The sequence below is a fragment of the Planosporangium flavigriseum genome, from assembly GCF_011947225.1.
GTDB classification, from domain to species: domain Bacteria; phylum Actinomycetota; class Actinomycetes; order Mycobacteriales; family Micromonosporaceae; genus Planosporangium; species Planosporangium flavigriseum.
The window spans coordinates 82,127-99,551 of sequence record NZ_JAATVW010000004.1; the positions used below are offsets into that span (position 1 = coordinate 82,127).

General features: G+C 69.5%; 18 protein-coding genes and 1 pseudogene. 7 read left to right on the top strand and 12 right to left on the bottom strand.

Going from position 1 to position 17,425, the window contains the following annotated elements; genetic code table 11:
• Positions 1–33: 33 nt before the first annotated feature.
• Entirely contained in the window at positions 34–810 is a 777-nt protein-coding gene (locus HC028_RS07450; protein ID WP_168074431.1) for a VOC family protein, read from the top strand.
• A gap of 69 nt (positions 811–879) precedes the next feature.
• Here HC028_RS07450 and HC028_RS07455 read toward each other — a convergent pair whose 3' ends face one another.
• Together HC028_RS07455 and HC028_RS07460 are read right to left on the bottom strand one after the other, a co-directional pair.
• Positions 880–1,956, bottom strand: coding sequence for a fibronectin type III domain-containing protein (locus tag HC028_RS07455; protein ID WP_168074432.1), 1,077 nt, complete (start codon positions 1,954–1,956; stop codon positions 880–882).
• Between the two features lie 382 nt (positions 1,957–2,338).
• Positions 2,339–2,482 (bottom strand): annotated as a pseudogene (locus HC028_RS07460) (ABC transporter substrate-binding protein); the annotation flags it as partial.
• Positions 2,483–2,617: 135 nt separating this feature from the next.
• Between HC028_RS07460 and HC028_RS07465 the strand changes: the two are divergent.
• The gene (locus HC028_RS07465) at positions 2,618–2,875 is read left to right on the top strand and encodes a YbaB/EbfC family nucleoid-associated protein (RefSeq protein ID WP_168074434.1); all 258 of its coding nucleotides are present in this window, start codon (positions 2,618–2,620) and stop codon (positions 2,873–2,875) included.
• Positions 2,876–2,880: 5 nt separating this feature from the next.
• Here HC028_RS07465 and HC028_RS07470 read toward each other — a convergent pair whose 3' ends face one another.
• The 3 genes from HC028_RS07470 to mqnE are packed head-to-tail and all read right to left on the bottom strand — an operon-like array spanning position 2,881 to position 4,837.
• A complete protein-coding gene (locus HC028_RS07470; protein ID WP_205861208.1) occupies positions 2,881–3,186 on the bottom strand; it encodes a DUF4229 domain-containing protein in 306 nt (101 codons plus the stop codon).
• Between the two features lie 5 nt (positions 3,187–3,191).
• Positions 3,192–3,617, bottom strand: coding sequence for a hypothetical protein (locus HC028_RS07475; protein ID WP_168074437.1), 426 nt, complete (start codon positions 3,615–3,617; stop codon positions 3,192–3,194).
• A gap of 50 nt (positions 3,618–3,667) precedes the next feature.
• Positions 3,668–4,837 (bottom strand): aminofutalosine synthase MqnE, encoded by a 1,170-nt coding sequence (gene mqnE, locus HC028_RS07480; RefSeq protein WP_168074447.1) that lies wholly within the window; start codon positions 4,835–4,837, stop codon positions 3,668–3,670.
• A gap of 460 nt (positions 4,838–5,297) precedes the next feature.
• Between mqnE and HC028_RS07485 the strand changes: the two genes are divergently transcribed.
• The 4 genes from HC028_RS07485 to HC028_RS07500 all read left to right on the top strand — a co-directional run bounded on the left by HC028_RS07485 (position 5,298) and on the right by HC028_RS07500 (position 9,953).
• Positions 5,298–6,533, top strand: a complete 1,236-nt coding sequence (locus HC028_RS07485) for a C40 family peptidase (protein ID WP_168074449.1) — start codon at positions 5,298–5,300, stop codon at positions 6,531–6,533.
• 152 nt (positions 6,534–6,685) lie between these two features.
• Complete coding sequence (locus HC028_RS07490; protein ID WP_168074451.1) at positions 6,686–7,780, top strand: hypothetical protein; 1,095 nt, start codon at positions 6,686–6,688, stop codon at positions 7,778–7,780.
• 205 nt (positions 7,781–7,985) lie between these two features.
• Positions 7,986–9,350 (top strand): DEAD/DEAH box helicase, encoded by a 1,365-nt coding sequence (locus tag HC028_RS07495; protein ID WP_239075459.1) that lies wholly within the window; start codon positions 7,986–7,988, stop codon positions 9,348–9,350.
• A gap of 9 nt (positions 9,351–9,359) precedes the next feature.
• On the top strand, positions 9,360–9,953 hold the full coding sequence (locus HC028_RS07500) for a putative glycolipid-binding domain-containing protein (RefSeq protein WP_203981316.1): 594 nt from the start codon (positions 9,360–9,362) through the stop codon (positions 9,951–9,953).
• Positions 9,954–9,962: 9 nt separating this feature from the next.
• Here HC028_RS07500 and HC028_RS07505 read toward each other — a convergent pair whose 3' ends face one another.
• Entirely contained in the window at positions 9,963–10,418 is a 456-nt protein-coding gene (locus HC028_RS07505; protein WP_168074453.1) for an Lrp/AsnC family transcriptional regulator, read from the bottom strand.
• A gap of 171 nt (positions 10,419–10,589) precedes the next feature.
• Between HC028_RS07505 and HC028_RS07510 the strand changes: the two genes are divergently transcribed.
• Positions 10,590–10,778, top strand: coding sequence for a BldC family transcriptional regulator (locus HC028_RS07510; protein WP_168074462.1), 189 nt, complete (start codon positions 10,590–10,592; stop codon positions 10,776–10,778).
• Positions 10,779–10,808: 30 nt separating this feature from the next.
• On the opposite strand, the gene HC028_RS07515 is transcribed toward HC028_RS07510, so the two are convergent.
• The 6 genes from HC028_RS07515 to HC028_RS07540 form a co-directional block, all read right to left on the bottom strand.
• Positions 10,809–11,453: a UbiX family flavin prenyltransferase gene (locus HC028_RS07515; protein WP_168074471.1), complete on the bottom strand. Its 645-nt coding sequence runs from the start codon at positions 11,451–11,453 to the stop codon at positions 10,809–10,811.
• Positions 11,454–11,474: 21 nt separating this feature from the next.
• Positions 11,475–12,380, bottom strand: a complete 906-nt coding sequence (gene mqnP, locus HC028_RS07520) for a menaquinone biosynthesis prenyltransferase MqnP (RefSeq protein WP_168074473.1) — start codon at positions 12,378–12,380, stop codon at positions 11,475–11,477.
• Positions 12,381–12,414: 34 nt separating this feature from the next.
• The gene (locus HC028_RS07525; protein ID WP_168074484.1) at positions 12,415–13,872 is read right to left on the bottom strand and encodes a menaquinone biosynthesis decarboxylase; all 1,458 of its coding nucleotides are present in this window, start codon (positions 13,870–13,872) and stop codon (positions 12,415–12,417) included.
• A gap of 230 nt (positions 13,873–14,102) precedes the next feature.
• Entirely contained in the window at positions 14,103–15,080 is a 978-nt protein-coding gene (gene ccsB / locus HC028_RS07530) for a c-type cytochrome biogenesis protein CcsB (RefSeq protein ID WP_168074486.1), read from the bottom strand.
• Complete coding sequence (gene resB / locus HC028_RS07535; protein WP_168074488.1) at positions 15,077–16,660, bottom strand: cytochrome c biogenesis protein ResB; 1,584 nt, start codon at positions 16,658–16,660, stop codon at positions 15,077–15,079. The genes ccsB and resB overlap by 4 nt, the downstream gene beginning before the upstream one ends.
• Positions 16,661–17,422, bottom strand: a complete 762-nt coding sequence (locus HC028_RS07540; protein WP_168074490.1) for a cytochrome c biogenesis CcdA family protein — start codon at positions 17,420–17,422, stop codon at positions 16,661–16,663.
• Positions 17,423–17,425 lie beyond the last annotated feature (3 nt).

A 17,425-nucleotide genomic window follows, 5' to 3' on the forward strand; every position in this document is an offset into this window, starting at 1 on the left:
GCCTGCCGGGCAGATGTCGGAGGATTGTCAGCCATGCGGGTTAGGGGCTATCCGGCAGGCTCACCATGCTGGGCCGATGTTTCCACGCCGGATCCGGTGGCGAGCCGTACGTTCTACGGCGGCCTGTTCGGCTGGACCTGGCGGGACGCGTCCGTCGACGGGTACGTCAACTTCTATCTGGGCGACCAGGCGGTGGCCGGCCTCCGGGCGGTACCCGAGTCGGCCCCGACGGGCTGGATGCCGTACGTGGCGACCGACGACGCGGACGCGACGATCGCGCTGGTACGCGACAACGGCGGCTCAGTGCTCTCCGGGCCGGCCGAGTTGAGCGACGCCGCGCGGATCGCGGTCGTGGCCGACGCGGCCGGGGCGGCGTTCGGGGTGTGGCAGCGCCTGCGCTTCCCCGGCGCGCAGGTGGCCAACGAGTTCGGCTCCGTATGCTGGTCCGAGCTGGCCACGGGCGACCCGGACGGTGCGAAAACGTTCTACGGCAACGTTTTCGGGTGGTCCGACCGGCCGGCGGAGACCGCGGACGGGACGCCCTACACCGAGTGGTACCGCGAGGACCGGACCCTGGCCGGCATGATCGAGACCGGCCCGCTGTTCCCGGCCGGGGTCCCTGCACATTGGACTGTCATGGTGCTGGTAGAGGACTGCGCGGAGAGCGCGGGGCGCGCCCTTGAGCTGGGCGGGAAGGTGCAGCTCACGCCGACCGACATCGGCGTCGGCATGTACGCGCAGCTAATTGATCCCCAGGGAGCGGCCTTCCGGGTGCTGGAACTGGTCCCTGAACTGGTGGCATCGCTCTGAGCGACAACGCAACGGCCGCCCGGGCGCCGGCTGGTGTGCCGGGTCCGAGCGGCCGTATGGCGTGCGCGGTTAGACGAAACGCCGCCGCCGGGTGAGGCGGACGAGCACGACACCGAACGCCAGGACCAGCAGCGCGATCCCGATCAGCTTCGGCAGTGCCGCGCCGGTGACCGGCAGACCGCCCGCGCTGGCGGTGACGCCTAGGGTCAGGTAGCGGTACGCGCCGTCCGGGCCCACGCCGCCGGCCACCAGGGTGTGCGAACCGGACAGCCCGGCCGGCAACGTGACGCTGGTCGAGAAGGCGCCCGTACCGTCCGTTGTGACGGTCTTGAGCACCTGCGGCGTGGAGTACACCACGACCTGGACCGGTACGTGGGCCGCGTACCCCGTACCCGACAGCGTTACCGACTGGTTGGCCGTCACCGAGGTACTCGGCGCGGTCAGCTTGCCGGCCGACGCGGGTACCGACGCCGGCGGAGTCGGCGCGCTGGTGACCGGAGCCAGCACCTTGGCCAGGTCGCTCCCGGCAAGGTCAGAGGAAAAGTCGGCGTTCTTGTTGCTGATCGCGCTGACGTAGACCCTGTACGAGTTGCCGGCGACCAAATCCTTGATGGTGCAGGTCAGCTCCGTCGTCGTATCACAACCGCCACTTGTGGACTGGGCGTTCTCCATGACGGCCTCGGCGTGATAGCCCGCGATGCCGCTGCCCGGGTCGGCCGGGGGCTGCCAGGACACCACCAGTTCGTTCGGTCCCGGCAGGACCTTGACCTGCTGCGGCTTGCCCGGCACGGCGACCTGCGCCACGTCGATCGTGGCCGGCGCCGACTCCGGACTGCCAAGGGCTGTGACCGTGACGGAATAGGTGCCATCGGCGCTACCGGTGAACGAGCACGTGTTGTTGGCCGAACTGGCCGCCGTGGGGGCGATGTCCGCTTCGGCGATAGGGTCAGCACACGTGGTGGCGGTCAGAGTGGCGCCGGCCGGTGGGGTGATGCTGACCTCCCACGCCCGCGGTCCGAACCCCCAGCTCACCCCTGCCTGGGTCCACGTGATGTTCACCTGCCGCTGCGTTGCCGTGGGCTGTGACACCTGCAACGTGGTGGTCTTACCCACCGTGGGGAGGAACGGGAAAACCGGGGGGAACACTGGCGCGACCGGAACTGGAGGTGGATTCACGGCAGGCGACACCTGAGGGCTGGCGACCGCGGCCGGCGCCGCGAGTCCGACGGCTGCGACGGCGGCAACCGCCGTCGAGAGTCCAGCCCAGGCGTAGCGACGTCTCGAGCCACGCCGGCTGGGCGCGATATTGGTCATTTGATCCGACTCTCCCGTTATTGCCAACGCAGCCGCCAGCAGTGATCTTCGATGCGTAACGCTATAGCAATTTGGGTGATCAAATCCGGAAAAATCTCATCCGTTCGTGCACAAACGGAAAGAGTTCTCCCGCTGCAGGACTGCTGAACGGTTGGTCGCGCTACCGCCGAACCGGGACCACCAAAGGGCCGTACTCACCAGGCAGCACCCGCGCCACGTACACGTTGATCTTGAGCTGCTTGAGTTGGTCGACGATCTTGTTCAGGTCGTTGGAGACGACGAGGTCCGAGTTGCGGCCGGCGATCGCCTCGGCGTTCGGCTTGAACCCGGACAGGTCCGTCTTCGGTACCCCGGCCGGGTGCCCGGTTGTCCGCGCATCACCGCGTGGTGGCGTGGCTCGCGTGTCACACCCGGCAGGTGGGGTTAATGTGCGGCCATGGACCTGGACGCCCTCGCTGCGAATGCGCAACGTCAGGTGGAACGGATAGCCAGCATGCAGGCCGATCTCGCCGAGGCGACCGCGTGCGGCGCGTCGCGATCGGGACGGGTACGCGCCCGTACCGGACCCGGCGGTGGAGTGCTCGGCCTCCACATCGAACCGGCCGCCATGGGACTGTCACCTGAGGAGCTTGCCGCCGAGGTCACCGAGGCGATCAGCGCCGCTCAGCACGCCTACGGCGTGCTGGCCGACAAAATCATGGCTCCCGTGCTGGGCTTCCGGTCCACGATCGGCGGTCCGGCGGTGGGCTGACCCCGTTACGGGGTGTCCGTGCCCTTGCGCTCTTCGCCGTCCTTGCGGTCCTCGACTGTCTCCGCGCGGTCCCCATCGCCGGCGAGGGCCGAGCGCAGTCGCGCTTTCTCGTCCGCGCGCCGCTGGGCCGTGCCGGCCATCTGCTGCGCCACCTGGTCGCGCATCCCGCGCAGCAGGAACAGCGCGAGCAGCGCCGAGACGATCACCGCGATCATCAGCTTGAGCAGCGGGTTGAGCTGGATCGGAACCGCGATCAGAATCGCAGCGACCACGACGAACAACCCGACGCGGGCGAGCGAGTACTTCAGCATCGGATTCACCGCGGGACACCCCTGTCTGATAGCCACCTGATCCCCATGTACCAGAGCACTCCGTACAGAAGCGCACTGATGGCGGCGCCAATGGCGCCCGAGCCCAGCGGTGGCAGCCAGTCCCCTACCGTCACGGCCACCGCAAAACCCAAAGTTCCGGCGAGCAAGGCGGAGACGAGCGCCATTCCGGCCCGGGCGGGCACCCCGCGCCAGGCCCGGAACTCCTCGGTGAACAGCCACACCGGCAGGATGCCGGCGAGCCAGCCCGAGAGCTGGCCGAAGCGACCGAGGCCGAGCAGGCTCGAAAGCCCGTCGATCAGGAGCAGCAGCACGAAACCGAGAACGAGGCCGACCGCCACCCATGCGAGCAGCTCGGCCAGGCGTAGCACGCGGCCCTCGGCGTCGCGGCGCGGAAATGTCGTCTCACTCATGCCCAACTGAGGGTACGCGACCTCCGCCAGCGTCTTTCGTAGCGCCCCGGCTAAGCCCAGACCTGCTGGGGAACTGAGCGGCGCTCGGCCAGCGACTTCGGTGCGTCGTACTCGCGCACCACCTCGTAGCGGGTGTTGCGCTCGACCGGACGGAACCCGGCGTCCTGGATGAGCTGGAGCAGGTCCTCGCGGTGCATCGTGTTCGGCGTGCCGTAGCTGTCAGCGTCGTGGGTGATCTTGTACTCAACGACCGAGCCGTCCAGGTCGTCGACGCCGAAGTTGAGCGACAGCTGGGCCACCGACAGCCCGTGCATGACCCAGAAGCACTTGACGTGCGGCACGTTGTCGAACAGCAGCCGAGATACCGCGAAGGTCTTCAGGGACTCCGCGGGCGAGGCCATGGTGGTCTGCGCCTGGATCCGGTTACGGATCTTCCCGTCCGCCGAGTCGACGAAGTCATGCTGGTAACGCAGCGGGATGAAGACCTGGAACCCGCCCGTCTCGTCCTGCAGCTCACGCAGCCGCAGGACGTGGTCGACCCGGTGGCGGGGCTCCTCGATGTGGCCGTACAGCATCGTGCTCGGCGTCTTCAGCCCCTTGGAGTGGGCCAGGCGGTGGATACGAGACCAGTCTTCCCAGTGGGTGTTGTGGTCGACGATGTGCTGGCGGATCTCCCAGTCGAAGATCTCGGCGCCGCCGCCGGTCAGCGACTCCAGGCCGGCGTCGATCAGCTCGTCGAGGATCTGGTCGGCGGGCAGGCCGGAGATCCGCTCAAACCAGTGGATCTCGGTCGCGGTGAAGGCCTTCAGGTTGACGTTCGGTAGTACGGCCTTGAGCTCGCGCAGCACGCGCGGGTAGTACTTCCACGGCAGCGTCGGGTGCAGGCCGTTGACGATGTGCAGTTCGGTGAGCTGCTCGCCCTCCATCTGCTTGGCCAGGCGCACGGCCTCCTCGATACGCATCGTGTACGCGTCCTTCTCGCCCGGCTTGCGCTGGAACGAGCAGTACGCACACGACGCCGAGCACACGTTGGTGAGGTTGAGGTGCCGGTTGACGTTGAACATCACCCGGTCGCCGTTCTTCTCCGTACGGACGTGGTGCGCGAGACGTCCGAGCCATACCAGGTCGTCGGATTCGTACAGGGCGATGCCGTCCTCGCGGGTCAGCCGCTCGCCCGCGTACACCTTGGCCTCGAGTTCGCGCTTGAGCCCAGCGTCCACATCTACCTCCCGCATCCGCACGGACCCCGCTGCCCTGCGCGATGGTCCGAAAAACCAGCGTACGTCGCCCGATCAGCCAGGCCGCAGCGGAGGTGCGGGTAGCCACTTCCCACACTAAATGTCGAATTCAGCGTTAACTTTCGATCCTTAGCCGTTCCCGGGTTCACAAGCGCCACCGGTTCATGTAGACACCTGTGGAAGGGGAGGCTAGATGGCACACCGATGGACTCTGCGGACCGGCATACGCCCTTTTGTCGCTTCGGCGGCTGTCTGCACTGCGCTGTGCCTTTTCGTCGCGCGCCCGGCGTACGCCGATCCGGCGCCCCCGGGAGTGCCGGACGCCGGATCACGTCCGGCGGTCGCCGGGTCCGTCCAGCTTCCGGGCACCTCCACCGCTGGCGGCAGCGCGGCTGACGCGCGACCCGCCGCGACCGAGCCGGGACCGCTCGGTCGGCAGATCATGACTGAGAGTATCGCCCTGGAGACGGCCGGCCAGCAGCTTCGCAAGCTCGACGCGGACCTCACCGAGACTCGACGTACGGGCGACGCCACGCATGCCGCGTGGACGAAGGCGAGCAAAGAACTGTCCGAGCTGCGGGACCGGGTCAGCCACGAAGCCGGCGAGGCGTACAAGGCAGCGACCGCGCTCGGCCCGCTCGACACGTACGCCTCCGACCTCCATGAGCTGTCGGTGCTCGCACCCGGGATCGGGCAGCAACCGGGAAGTCAGGCGACCGCCCGCGACCTGGAACACGCAGAGCAGACCGAACACGCCGCCCTGGCCGCCCACCAGGCCGCGACCAACGCGGCAACCGAGCTGAGCCGCACGCGGGACAGCACGAAGGCGGAGTTCGACAAGCGCACCGCCACGCTGACGGACCTGCGTACCCAGAACGCGGTGGAGTACCAGCGGGAGCTGGCCGCCATCGACACGCAGCAGGCCGCCCTCGGGGCAGGCATGAACATCGGCGCCGCGGTCAAGGGCATGGACGCCAACCCGAAGGCGAAGCGGGCACTCCAGTACGCCATCAGCAAGCGGGGCTCGACCTACATCTTCGGCCACGAGGGCCCGAACACGTTCGACTGCTCTGGGCTGGTGCTGTGGTCGTACACCCAGCCGGACGTGGGCGCCAGCCTGCCGCGGGTGGCCAACGACCAGTACTGGGCCACGAGGAACAAGCCGGTGCAGGTCGACAGCCTGCTGCCGGGCGACCTGCTCTTCTTCGCCACCGACAATTCCGACTGGCACACGGTCCACCACGTCGGGATGTACGTGGGGAACGGGTACATGGTCCACGCCCCCACGACCGGTGATGTCGTGAAGATCTCGCCGGTCTGGTGGTCGGAGTTCTACCGGGCAACCCGGGTGTTCGACGCCGTGCCCGCCACCAGCCCGGTTCCGTCGCCACCGCGGGCTCCGGCGGCGGCGACGACGCAGCCGCCGGCCAGCAGCGCCCCACCGGCCTCCTCGCAGCCGCCGGCCAGCAGCGCGCCACCGGCAACGACCGAACCGCCCGCCAGTACGCCGCCCCCGTCGCCGAGCACGACGAAGACGAACCCGGCGCCGCAGACCCCGTCGGAGTCGACAACTTCTTCCCCGTCAGCCAGCGCGTCACCGTCCGCCTCACCCTCCAAATCCGCACCTACTCCCTCCGGCTCCGCAAAAGCGGGCAATCCAAGCCCGTCAAGCTCGTAGCGAGGCAAGGCCGCCGCAGGTGGCGACAGTGACGTCCGGAAGATCATTCCGCCTACCCCTCCTGCATCACGTTCGCAAATGTGGGACGGTAAATGCGGAGAATCTCCATTTACTTCGGACGTAGCGTTCGGGCGGAGTCGTGGGAGGTACGCATGGACGACCGTGAGGCCGCCACGGCACGTGAGGATGGCACGGCAGTGGATCACGCTGAGGAGGCCGACCCCCGAATCAACCGGGTGGGCGTCGGGCGGGCGAGCGCCCCGACCGTTGCGCCACCCGCGGCGGTACCCGACGGGATGCGGTCCGCCCCCACCGTCTATCGCGCCGGCGAGGTGCCGACGACCACCCCGGATCGGGACCGCCCAGGCACGGACCTGCCGGCACGTATCCCCGGGCAGAGCCACGCCGAGGCGGACTCGTCGTGGAAGGCGTTCGAACCACCCCGACCGCGGCCGGCCGCCGAGACACCGCAGCCGGAGACCGCGGAGGAGGGTTCGACCGTGGCGCGGGCGCGCGCGACCGTACCGGGTGCCACCCCGGTGACCTCGGACGACGTCGTCGACGCGGCCAAGCAGAGCATCCCGGAGCCTCGGACGTACCGCGCCGGCGGCACCGACGCCGAGGACGCCGCACCGGGTACGACGCCGGCTGAGCCACCGGAGCCGGTGTCACCGCCCGAGCCGGTGTCACCGCCCGAGCCGGTCTCGCCACCCGAGCCGGTCTCGCCACCCGAGCCGGCCGAGCCGCCGCCCGGCCCGTCGCCGTTCCCGTCGCCCACTCCGGTACCCACGCCGCCCCGTCCGGTACCGCCGGAGCCGCCCACACCGCAGCCGGAGCCGGGCCCGCCGATCCCGCCGCAACCGCCGGTGCCGCCGTCACCGGTGCCGCCGGGCCCGGCCCCGGTCCCGCCGTTCCCTCCCCCGCCGCCGGCGATCGCCGAGACGCCGCTGTCCGTGCGGGCGGCGGGGCCGGTGTCCGGCGAGAACGACGGCTGGGCACCCCGGCAGCCTCTACACGGGACGGTGTACAGCGGCAGTCTGGTGACGAGCCAGCCCATTTCGCTGGAGTACTCCGGCTCGCTGACCGGCCACATCCTCAGCCAGGGTACCGACGCACCGCCGCCGGAGTCGCGAACCACCCGAGTCGTCGTGATCATGACGGTCGTCATGACGGTACTGGTGGTACTGGGCATTGTGACGGCCGTCTTCGCCCGTAATGCCCTGATTGGCATGATGACGGGGCGCTGACGCTCAAGGCCGCCGGCGAGCAGCCGCACGTGAGCCGCACCACCTCGTTAGGGGTTGCGCGGTCCGATGCAGCTAGTCTTGATCGTTCACTGAGCGCACGCGATAGCGGCGTGCCTGGGCGCTGACCGGCCAGGGCCGGAGGGGAGCGCCCCGCTCTTACTCCGGAAGGTTTCTCTTGTCCGCTGACTTCAGCGCGTACCCATCCATCTTCGACACCCCCGCCGGCCTCGAGGCCGACAGCGCCACCTTCGCCGCTCTCGGCCTGCCCGACGCCCTCGTCCGGGAGCTCGCCGTGGGCGGGATCATGACGCCGTTCCCGATCCAGCAGGCCGCGATCCCGGACGCGCTCGCCGGGCGCGACCTGCTCGGCCGGGGTCAGACCGGCTCCGGCAAGACGCTCGCGTTCGGGCTGCCCACGCTGGCGCGCCTCGCGCAGACCGGCAAGCCCGCGCCCCACCGGCCGAAGGCGCTGATCCTGGTGCCGACGCGCGAGCTGGCCATGCAGGTCAGCGACTCGCTCGCGCCGCTCGGTCGGGCCGTCGGGCTGCGGTTCGTCACCGCCTTCGGCGGGACGCCCTACGACCGCCAGATCTTCGCCCTCGAGCGCGGCGTCGACGTCCTGGTCGCCACCCCCGGCCGGCTCGGCGACCTGATCCGCCGCGGCGCCTGCTCGCTCGGCGCCATCGAGATCACGGTGATCGACGAGGCCGACCAGATGGCTGACATGGGCTTCCTGCCCGAGGTCACCGAGCTTCTCGAGCAGACCCCGGCCGACGGCCAGCGGCTGCTGTTCTCCGCCACCCTCGACAACGACGTGGACAAGCTCGTCGAGCAGTTCCTGACCGACCCGGTCACGCACGCCGTGTCGCCCGCGGTCGCGGCCGTCGACACGATGGACCACCACCTGCTCCACATCCCGGCGCAGGAGAAGTTCGCGGTGACCGCGGCCATCGCGGCGCGGACCGGCCGCACCATCCTGTTCGTCCGGACCCAGCTCGCCGTCGACCGGCTCGTCGGCCAGCTCATGGAGGTCGGGGTCCGTGCCGGCGGCCTGCACGGCGGCAAGACCCAGCGGGTACGGACACGGACGCTCGCCGAGTTCCGCGAGGGCAAAATCGACGTGCTCGTCGCGACCGACGTGGCCGCGCGGGGAATCCACGTCGACGGGGTCGACCTCGTGGTGCACGTGGACCCGCCGAAGGAGCCCAAGGACTACCTGCACCGCGCTGGCCGTACCGCCCGAGCCGGGGAGGCCGGCACCGTGGTGACGCTGGTCCTGCCGCGGCAGCGCAAGAGCACCGCAATCATGATCAAGAAGGCCGGCATCGAGCCGGGCCAGCTCCGGGTACGGTCCGACGACCCCGCGCTGGCCGAGCTGACCGGGGCGCGCGAACCCAGCGGCGTACCCGTTGTGCTGGAGCCCGTGCGGCCAGCCCGGTCGTCGCGGCGTCCGTACCGCCATTCCGCGCCGCGTGACCGCGACAAGCCGGCACCTCGCGACCGCGACCGGGATCGGGACCGGGACCGCGCGCGTACCGCTCGCCATGCGGGCGGCCCACCCCGTCGCTAGTCTGGCGGCATGACGCTGCTGCCGCGGACGCTGCTGTGGCAGCGCACCGACGTTCGCGGCGCGGAGCACGTCATCTTCGACGATCGCCGCGGGCTGACCGCCCGCGGCGTTGCCGTCGCTGCCGGCACGGTTGAGTACGAATGCCGGTACGAGCTCGACACGGATGACGGCTGGTTCTGCACCCGGTTCGACGCGGTCGCCGAGGGCGGGGGCTGGCTGCGCAAGCTGCACATGGAGCGGACCGGCGACGGCTGGCGGGTGACCACCGCCGAGCAGGGCGACCTCGCCGCGGCCGGCCATCCGAACGCGATGCCGCCGGGCGCGGAGGATCCCGGGCGGCTCGCGGACGCGTACGACATCGACCTGTTCGACTCGCCGCTGACCAACGCGCTGCCGCTGCGCCGGCTGGGGCTGACCAGCGGCTCGGCCGACGTCCTCGCGGCGCTCGTGCTGCTGCCGAGCCTGGCGGTGATCGCCAACCCGCAGACCTACACCGTGCTCGGGCCGGGGCGGGTGCGGTACGCCTCGGGTTCGTTCACCACCGACCTGGAACTGGACGAGAACGGGTATGTCGTGCGCTACCCCGGGCTCGCAACCCGCTGAAGTCGCCCGCTAGGACAGGTCGCGCGGGGTCTGGGGGCGGTCCTCCCACTTCGTCGACAGCGCGATCGCGGTACGGGTACGCGAGACGCCCGGTGTCCGGTTGAGCCGCACGATGAGCTGCTCCAGCTCGGCGATCGTGCCGACCCTGGCCTTGAGTAGGAACGACTCCTCGCCAGCCATGAAGTAGCAGGACTCGATCTCGGGCATATCGCTCAGGGTGCCGATGAGCTCGTCGATATCGGCACTGCTGTCCTGTACGACGCCGATCAGCGCGGTCACCCCGAGCCCGACCGCGTCCGGGTCCACATCGGCGTGGTACCCGCGTAGCACCCCGGTCGCTTCCAGCTTGCCGACGCGCTCGTGTACGGCCGGAGCGGACAGTCCGACCTGGCGCGCGAGCTCGGCAAAGGACAGACGGGCGTTTGCTCGTAGCAGTTCGACGAGCTGCCGGTCGATAGCGTCCACGGCCCGTACCTTAGTCGGTTGCTCGGTGGGTGCAGCTAATTGCTCAACAGGTGCGATTTCTCTGATTCTCGGACACCGAGCGCTCGCAGTGCTCTAATTGGACGTACGTCCCAACGAGGGCTTGAGCAGGGGTTTCGGGGGAGAAGCCTTCGCAGGCGTAAGGAGAAGGTAGTGGAAACAGGAGATCGTCTGTTAACTCCGGGCGAGGTCGCCGCACTGTTCCGCGTTGACCCGAAGACCGTCACGCGCTGGGCCGCTGCTGGCCGGATCAGCAGCATCCGCACGCCGGGTGGGCACCGGCGTTTCCGCGAGTCCGAGGTGCGGGCACTGCTGGAGGGCGAAGGCGCGCTGGGCGCGTAACACGTACGACCAGTTGGGCGGGGCATGCCGTTAGCGGCCCCCGCCCAACTGTCCGTTCCAGCGTGTGAACAGCGTGTGGGGCACGCCGATGGCGTCGAGCACCTTCCCAGCGACGAAGTCGACCAGTTGCGCGGCCGACGCCTTCGCGCCCGCCGTGTAGAACCCAGGACTCGCCGGTAGAACGACCGCACCCGCGTCGTGCAGCGCGATCAGGTGCTCCAGGTGGCTGCGGGTGACCGGGGTTTCGCGGGGCACCACGACGACGGGCCGGTGCTCCTTCAGGTTGACCTCGCACGAGCGCTGTAGCAGGTCCTTGGACAGGCCGATGGCGATGCCGGCGCACGCCGCCGTGCTCGCCGGGACGACGACCATCCCCCGCGCCGGATACGAACCACTGCTCGGCCCTGCGGCGAGGTCACCGGCCGGCCAGTACGTCACGTCGTCGCCCGATATGTCGCGGGGGGCGCCGTCGCGCCCGCCCAGCCAGGCCGCGAGGTCGTCCTTCCAGTGCGCGTCCCGGAACGGCCGCCCGGTCTCGTCGAGCAGGGTCAACCGGGCAGCCCGGGACACGACAAGGTCGACCGGCTCTCCGGCGTCGAGCAGGGCACACAGCACCGAGGCGGCGTACGGGGTCCCCGAAGCCCCGGACACCCCCACGATCCACGGTCGACGCATGCCTCAACGGTACGCCGTGATCTAGAGGCGGAGGCCACCCCGCACCACCAGGTCGGCCAGCGCGAACACGAACAGCACGATGCCCACGAATCCGTTGGCCGTGAAGAATGCCCGGTTCACCCGACTCAGGTCGGTCGGCGACACGATGGCGTGCTCGTACGCGAACGCGATCGCGGTGACGATGAGGCCGATCCACCACAGCCAGCCCAGCCCGACGAGCGCACCGAACCAGACGAACAGCGCAAAAGTCACCACATGCGCGATGGTCGACGCGTTCAGCGCGAAGCGGACCCCGTACCGGGCGGGCACGCTGTGCACCCCGATCCGCCGGTCGACATCGACGTCCTGGCAGGCATAGATCAGGTCGAAGCCGCCGATCCACAGGCCCACGGCCGCGCCGAGCACCCACGCCGGGAACGAGCCCGCGAAGGTACCGGTCACCGCGAGCCACGCGCCGACCGGCGCGACCATCTGGGCGAGGGCGAGGATCGCGTGCGGCCAGTTGGTGAAGCGCTTGCCGTACGGATAGACGATGAGCGGCACCACGGCGAGCGGCGACAGCACCAGGCACAGCGGATTGAGCAGCGCCGCCGCGGCCACGAGGACCACCAGCGCGACGACCGACCCGGTCCAGGCCGTCCGCACGCTCACCGCCCCGGTGACCAGCTCGCGCGTCGCGGTACGCGGATTGCGCGCGTCGATGTGCCGGTCGAGGATCCGGTTGGCCGCCATGGCGAACGTCCGCGCGCCGACCATCGCGATCGTCACGAGCAGCAGGTCCAGCCAGCGCACCCGCCGGCCCTGGATCGTCATGGCCGTCAGCGTGGCCAGGTACGCGAACGGCAGCGCGAACACCGAGTGCTCGACCTTCACCAGGCGCAGGAACGATCCCACCCGACCCGGGCGCGATTCGACCGTGACCGTCACTGTGCCACCTGCTCATTTCGCTCGCTGCGCTCGCTCACAGTCCGTACTCCTTCCAACGCTTGTCCACCCGCGCGACGACCTCCGGCGACATCGTCATCTCCTCCGGCCACCCTCGGTGGTACCCCTCCTCGGGCAGCTTGCGGGTGGCGTCGATGCCGGCCTTACCGCCCCAGAACTGCTGGTACGAGGAGTGGTCGAGATGGTCCACCGGGCCTTGGGTCAGCAGCACGTCGTGTGAGTAGTCGACGTTGCCGAACGCCCGGAACGCCACCTCGTGGTAGTCGTGCACGTCGCAGTCCTCGTCCACCACCACGATCAGCTTGGACAGCGACATGAGGTGCGCCCCCCAGATCGCGTTCATCACCTTCTGGGCGTGCTTCGGGTACCGCTTCCGGATCGAGACGATGACGCAGTTGTGGAACACCCCGGCGGCCGGCATGTCGTAGTCGACGATGTCCGGGATCATCATGCGCAGCAGCGGCAGGAAGATGCGCTCGGTCGCCTTGCCCAGACCGTGGTCCTCCTGCGGCGGCTTCGAGGTGATGATCGAGTGATACACCGGGTTGCGCTGCATGGTCATGCACTCGATGTGCAGCACCGGGAACGGCTCGACCGGCGTATAGAAGCCGGTGTGGTCGCCGAACGGGCCCTCCGGCAGGCGCTCGCCCGGCTCCAGGTACCCCTCGAGAACGATCTGCGCGTGCGCCGGCACCTGTAGCGGCACGGTCAGGCAGTCGACCATCTCGACCCGCTCACCGCGCAGGAAGCCGGCGAACATGTACTCGTCGATGTCGCCGGGCAGGGGCGCGGTCGCCGCGTAGGAAACGACGGGGTCGCAGCCGATCGCGATCGCCACCGGAAGCCGCTGGCCCAGCCGCTCGGCCACCGCGTGGTGTGCGGTCGAGTCCTTGTGGATCTGCCAATGCATGCCGAGGGTGTTGCGGGAGTGCTGCTGGAGCCGGTACAGCCCGAGGTTGCGCTTGCCGGTCTCCGGATGCTTGGTGTGGGTCAACCCGAAGTTGTGGAAGATGCCCCCGTCACCCGGCCAGACCTGCAGGCCGGGCAGCCGGTCGAGGTCGACGTCGTCGCCGCGGTAGACGACCTCCTGGCACGGAGCGTCCTTGACCCGCTTCGGCGGCGCGGACTTGAGCTGCATGAGCTTGCCCAGGCCCTCGCGGATGCCGGACCAGCCGACCGGCAGCTCCGGCTTTACCAGCTCGCCGATGCGCTGGCCGATCTCGTCGAGCGACTCGACACCGAGGGCCATCGCCATCCGCCGCTCCGTGCCGAAGAGGTTGATGGCGACCGGCATCTCCCCGCGCACGGGGTTGTCGAACAACAGCGCCGGGCCGCCCGCCCGCACGGTCCGGGTGACGATCTCGCTTATCTCCAGGGTCGGATCGACGGGCGCGCTGACCCGGTGCAGCTCACCGGCCCGGTCGAGCGCCTTCAGGAAGTCTTTGAGATCCGGGTACGGGAAGCCACGCGCCATGGCGTCAAGTCTCGCAACCGCTCCCGACGGATTCCCCGCCACCCCGGCGATAACAGCGAGTGGTCAATTGGTAACCACAACGGCCTATTGATAAGTCAGCAGAGCGTCAAGCTGCATTGGTCTCCATCCCTCTCCTTCGACCCAAGGGAATGCTGGCGCCGAACACGGAGCGGCCCCGGGATCTGGAATCCCGGGGCCGCTCCGCACTTGCTGTAGTTACTTGACGCCAGTTACTTGACGCCCGCGTACGAGTGCATGCCCGTCACCACGAGATTGATGGCGAACAGGTTGATCATCATGGTGGCCCAGCCGAGGATGGCGATCCAGGTAGCCACGGTCTTCTTGACGCTCGGCGTCGCCCGCGCGTGCAGGTAACCGGCGTAGATCACCCAGGAGATGAACGACCAGGTCTCCTTGGGGTCCCAGCTCCAGTACTGGGTCCACGCCTCCCGCGCCCAGATCGCACCGCAGATGATCGCGAAGGTCCAGATCGGGAACGCGAACGCGTGCACCCGGAACGTCAGCCGCTCCAGCGTCTGCGCGTCCGGCAGCCGCTGACCCAGGGTGAACGGGAAGCTCCGCTTGCCCTTGTCGTGCCCGAGGCGGAGCAGCGTCAGGACAGCGGCGACGAAGCCGACGAGCAGGACCCCGGACGCGATCGCGGCGGCGCTCACGTGGATCTTCAACCAGTACGAGTTCAGCGCCGGCATTAGCGGGCCGGCCTCGGTGTGCAGCCGCATCCCGGCGATCAGGAGCATCACGATCTCGGCCAGCGTGACGAACAGGCCGAGCGGGCGCACCGCTGGGCGGCGGCTCAAGAGGACCAGCCACGCGGTGGCGCCGGCGAAGCAGACGACCAGTACGAACTCGTACATGTTGCCCCACGGCACCCGGTTGGCGGCGAGGCCGCGGGTGACGATGGTCGCCAGGTGCGCCAGGTAGCCGACGGCGGTCAACGCGACGGCGAGCCGCCCGACCAGCGCCGCCCGACCGCGCGGCGTCTCCTGCACCGGAGCGGCGGGCGGGGCGGGCGACACCGGAGCGTCGGCAGGGCCGCCGACCGTCACCAGTTCCCGTTCCCGCGCCCGGGTTGCCGCCCGGGCCACCACTCCCCGCGTACCGAAGGAGAACTCGGCGGCGTAACCGATCATCGCTGCCAGGTACGCCAGGACCGTGACGATCAGCAACTGATCCGATAGGGCGCTCATCTAAATGTCCCCTCTTTCCGTGCGGCCTGCACGATCTCATCGAACTCGGCCTGGAAGCCGGAGTAGTCGGTACGGGGCAGGCCACCCGCTTCGACGCGGTCACCGTCGACCCGCAGCCAGATCCGGCGGCGCTTGCCCCACAGCGACATCAGCAGGCCGACCAGCAGGCAGACGGCGGCCCCGAGCGCGTACATCTCACCCGGATCGTGCCGTACGGTCATCGTGGCGAAGGCCCGGGTACCGAGGAACTCCACCTTCGAACCGTCCGGAAGCGGCCACGCCTCGCCGGGTTTGAGCGCCTTGGTCGTGTCGAACTTCTGCAGCTTGCCGGAGTTGATCCGGGACTGGTCCAGCGTGAACACGCTCTGCGCCAGCCCGGCGTCCATGCCGAGGTTTCCGCGGTAGGCGACGAGCAGCAGCCGCGGGTTGCGCTCGTCGGGGTGCAGCGACTGCGCCATGGTCAGGTCGTGTGACGACATCGTCGGCAGGTACAGACCCTGGAACCCGATCTGGTCGTTCGGGTCCTGCTTGCGGGTCGCCGGGTCGACGTTGGCGTCCGGGAACGTCGCAACGCCCGAACTGGTCATCCTGTCGTCGTTGGGGATGAACGGCTGGATGGAGGTCTGCGACTTCCCGAACCGGTCGGTGTAGCGGATGATCGGCGCGTACCCGCGGCCGAGCAGGTAGACGCCGGCGCCACCGACCCGCAGCGGGTGGTTGACCTCGATCTCGGTCGTCTTGTCCGCCGCGCCCCGGCCGTCGGAGTAGCGCACGTAGGCGCGGAACATCGTCGGCTGGCCGTTCGCGGTGTACGTCGTCTCGAAGCGGTCGAGCTGCATGCAGAACGGCGGCAGGTCACCCGCGCCGACCCGGGCGCCCAGCCCGTAGTCGTCGTACTGCTGGAGCGTGTTGCAGAACCGCCCGTCCGGCCCCGCGACGATGTTTCGGCTGCCGTGCCAGCCGTACCAGTGGCTCACCGCGACGCTGACCAGCAGCGCGAGCAGGGAGAAGTGGAACAGCAGGTTGCCGGTCTCCTTCAGGTACCCCTTCTCGGCGCTGACCGTCGTGCCGCGTACCGCCACCCGGAAGCGGCGCTTGCGCAGCAGCGCGGCCAGCTTCGGCAGATCCTCCTCGCGGGCCTGGCCTTCGGCGTACGCCGGCATCCGGTTCAGGCGGGCGGGCGCGTCCGGCGGCTGGCGCAGCAGCGCCGTGACGTGCGTCCGCAGCCGGGGCACGAGGCAGCCGACCAGCGAGACGAACAGCAGCAGGTAGATCGCGGAGAACCAGGGCGAGGAGAAGACGTCGAAGAGGTAGAACCGGTCCAGCGTGCGGCCCAGGTCGGGGTTCTTCCGCAGGTAGGCGTTGACGTCTTCGATCTTGATGCTGCGCTGGGGCAGCAGCGAGCCGGGGATCGCGGCGACGGCGAGCAGGAACAGCAGGACCAGCGCGGTACGCATGCTGGTGAGCTGCCGCCAGGCCCGGCGCAGCAGCGCGACGAACCAGGGGCCGAAGCCGTTGCCGCGCGGTAGCGGGGACCCGGAATCGACCCGGTCGGCCGCCGGGGCTTCCACCTCGACCATCTAGACGCTCACCTCCCCCACGCCCACCGTGGCCCGCAGCCAGTTGACGAAGTCGACCCAGCCACCCGTGACGAGGGCCAGACCGACGATGATCAGAAGCACACCGCCAACGCGGGTGATCCACATGCTCTGCCGCCGGATCGCCCGGAACACACCCAGCAGTCGCCGGAACCCGAGCCCGAACGCCACGAACGGCAGGCCCAGGCCCAGGCAGTACGCGAGGGCCAGGATCACCGCGCGGCCGGTGGAGCCGCCGACGGTGGACAGTCCGAGCACCACGCCGAGCGTGGGGCCCAGGCAGGGGCTCCACGATAGCGCGAAGACGGCCCCGAAGACCGGCGCTCCGAGCAGGCCGGCGGCCGGCAGCCGGTGGATGCGCCACTCCCGCTGCAGGCCGGGGATCAGGCCGGCGAACGCGGCGCCCAACGCGATGATCAGAACCCCGACGACGACCTCAACGAGCCGCTGCTGGCGCAGCAGCGCCCGGCCGGCACTGGCGAGCAGCACGTTGGCCAGCACGAACACGCTGGCGAACCCGGCGACGAAGAGCAGCGTGCCGGCGAGGACCCGCCCGCGGCGGGCCCCGCTCACCGACGCGCTGTCCAGGTCCGCGCCGGCGAGGCCGGTTACGTACGACAGGTAACCGGGTACGAGCGGCAGCACGCACGGCGACAGGAAGCTCACCAGGCCTGCGATCGCCGCGACCCCGATGGCCAGCAGCAGCGGGCCGGACTGAGCGATTCCCGCAAAGGTGTTGCCCATCAG

What these genes read in the sequence shown, in the direction of transcription:
- HC028_RS07540 (WP_168074490.1), bottom strand. Translation starts at nt 17,422, where the DNA reads ATGGGCAACACCTTTGCGGGAATCGCTCAGTCCGGCCCGCTGCTGCTG.
- HC028_RS07465 (WP_168074434.1), top strand. Translation starts at nt 2,618, where the DNA reads ATGCAGGCCGATCTCGCCGAGGCGACCGCGTGCGGCGCGTCGCGATCG.
- HC028_RS07515 (WP_168074471.1), bottom strand. Translation starts at nt 11,453, where the DNA reads ATGCGTCGACCGTGGATCGTGGGGGTGTCCGGGGCTTCGGGGACCCCG.
- resB (WP_168074488.1), bottom strand. Translation starts at nt 16,660, where the DNA reads ATGGTCGAGGTGGAAGCCCCGGCGGCCGACCGGGTCGATTCCGGGTCC.
- HC028_RS07475 (WP_168074437.1), bottom strand. Translation starts at nt 3,617, where the DNA reads ATGAGTGAGACGACATTTCCGCGCCGCGACGCCGAGGGCCGCGTGCTA.
- HC028_RS07485 (WP_168074449.1), top strand. Translation starts at nt 5,298, where the DNA reads ATGACTGAGAGTATCGCCCTGGAGACGGCCGGCCAGCAGCTTCGCAAG.
- ccsB (WP_168074486.1), bottom strand. Translation starts at nt 15,080, where the DNA reads ATGAGCGCCCTATCGGATCAGTTGCTGATCGTCACGGTCCTGGCGTAC.
- HC028_RS07500 (WP_203981316.1), top strand. Translation starts at nt 9,360, where the DNA reads ATGACGCTGCTGCCGCGGACGCTGCTGTGGCAGCGCACCGACGTTCGC.
- HC028_RS07470 (WP_205861208.1), bottom strand. Translation starts at nt 3,186, where the DNA reads ATGCTGAAGTACTCGCTCGCCCGCGTCGGGTTGTTCGTCGTGGTCGCT.
- HC028_RS07490 (WP_168074451.1), top strand. Translation starts at nt 6,686, where the DNA reads ATGGACGACCGTGAGGCCGCCACGGCACGTGAGGATGGCACGGCAGTG.
- HC028_RS07450 (WP_168074431.1), top strand. Translation starts at nt 34, where the DNA reads ATGCGGGTTAGGGGCTATCCGGCAGGCTCACCATGCTGGGCCGATGTT.
- HC028_RS07525 (WP_168074484.1), bottom strand. Translation starts at nt 13,872, where the DNA reads ATGGCGCGTGGCTTCCCGTACCCGGATCTCAAAGACTTCCTGAAGGCG.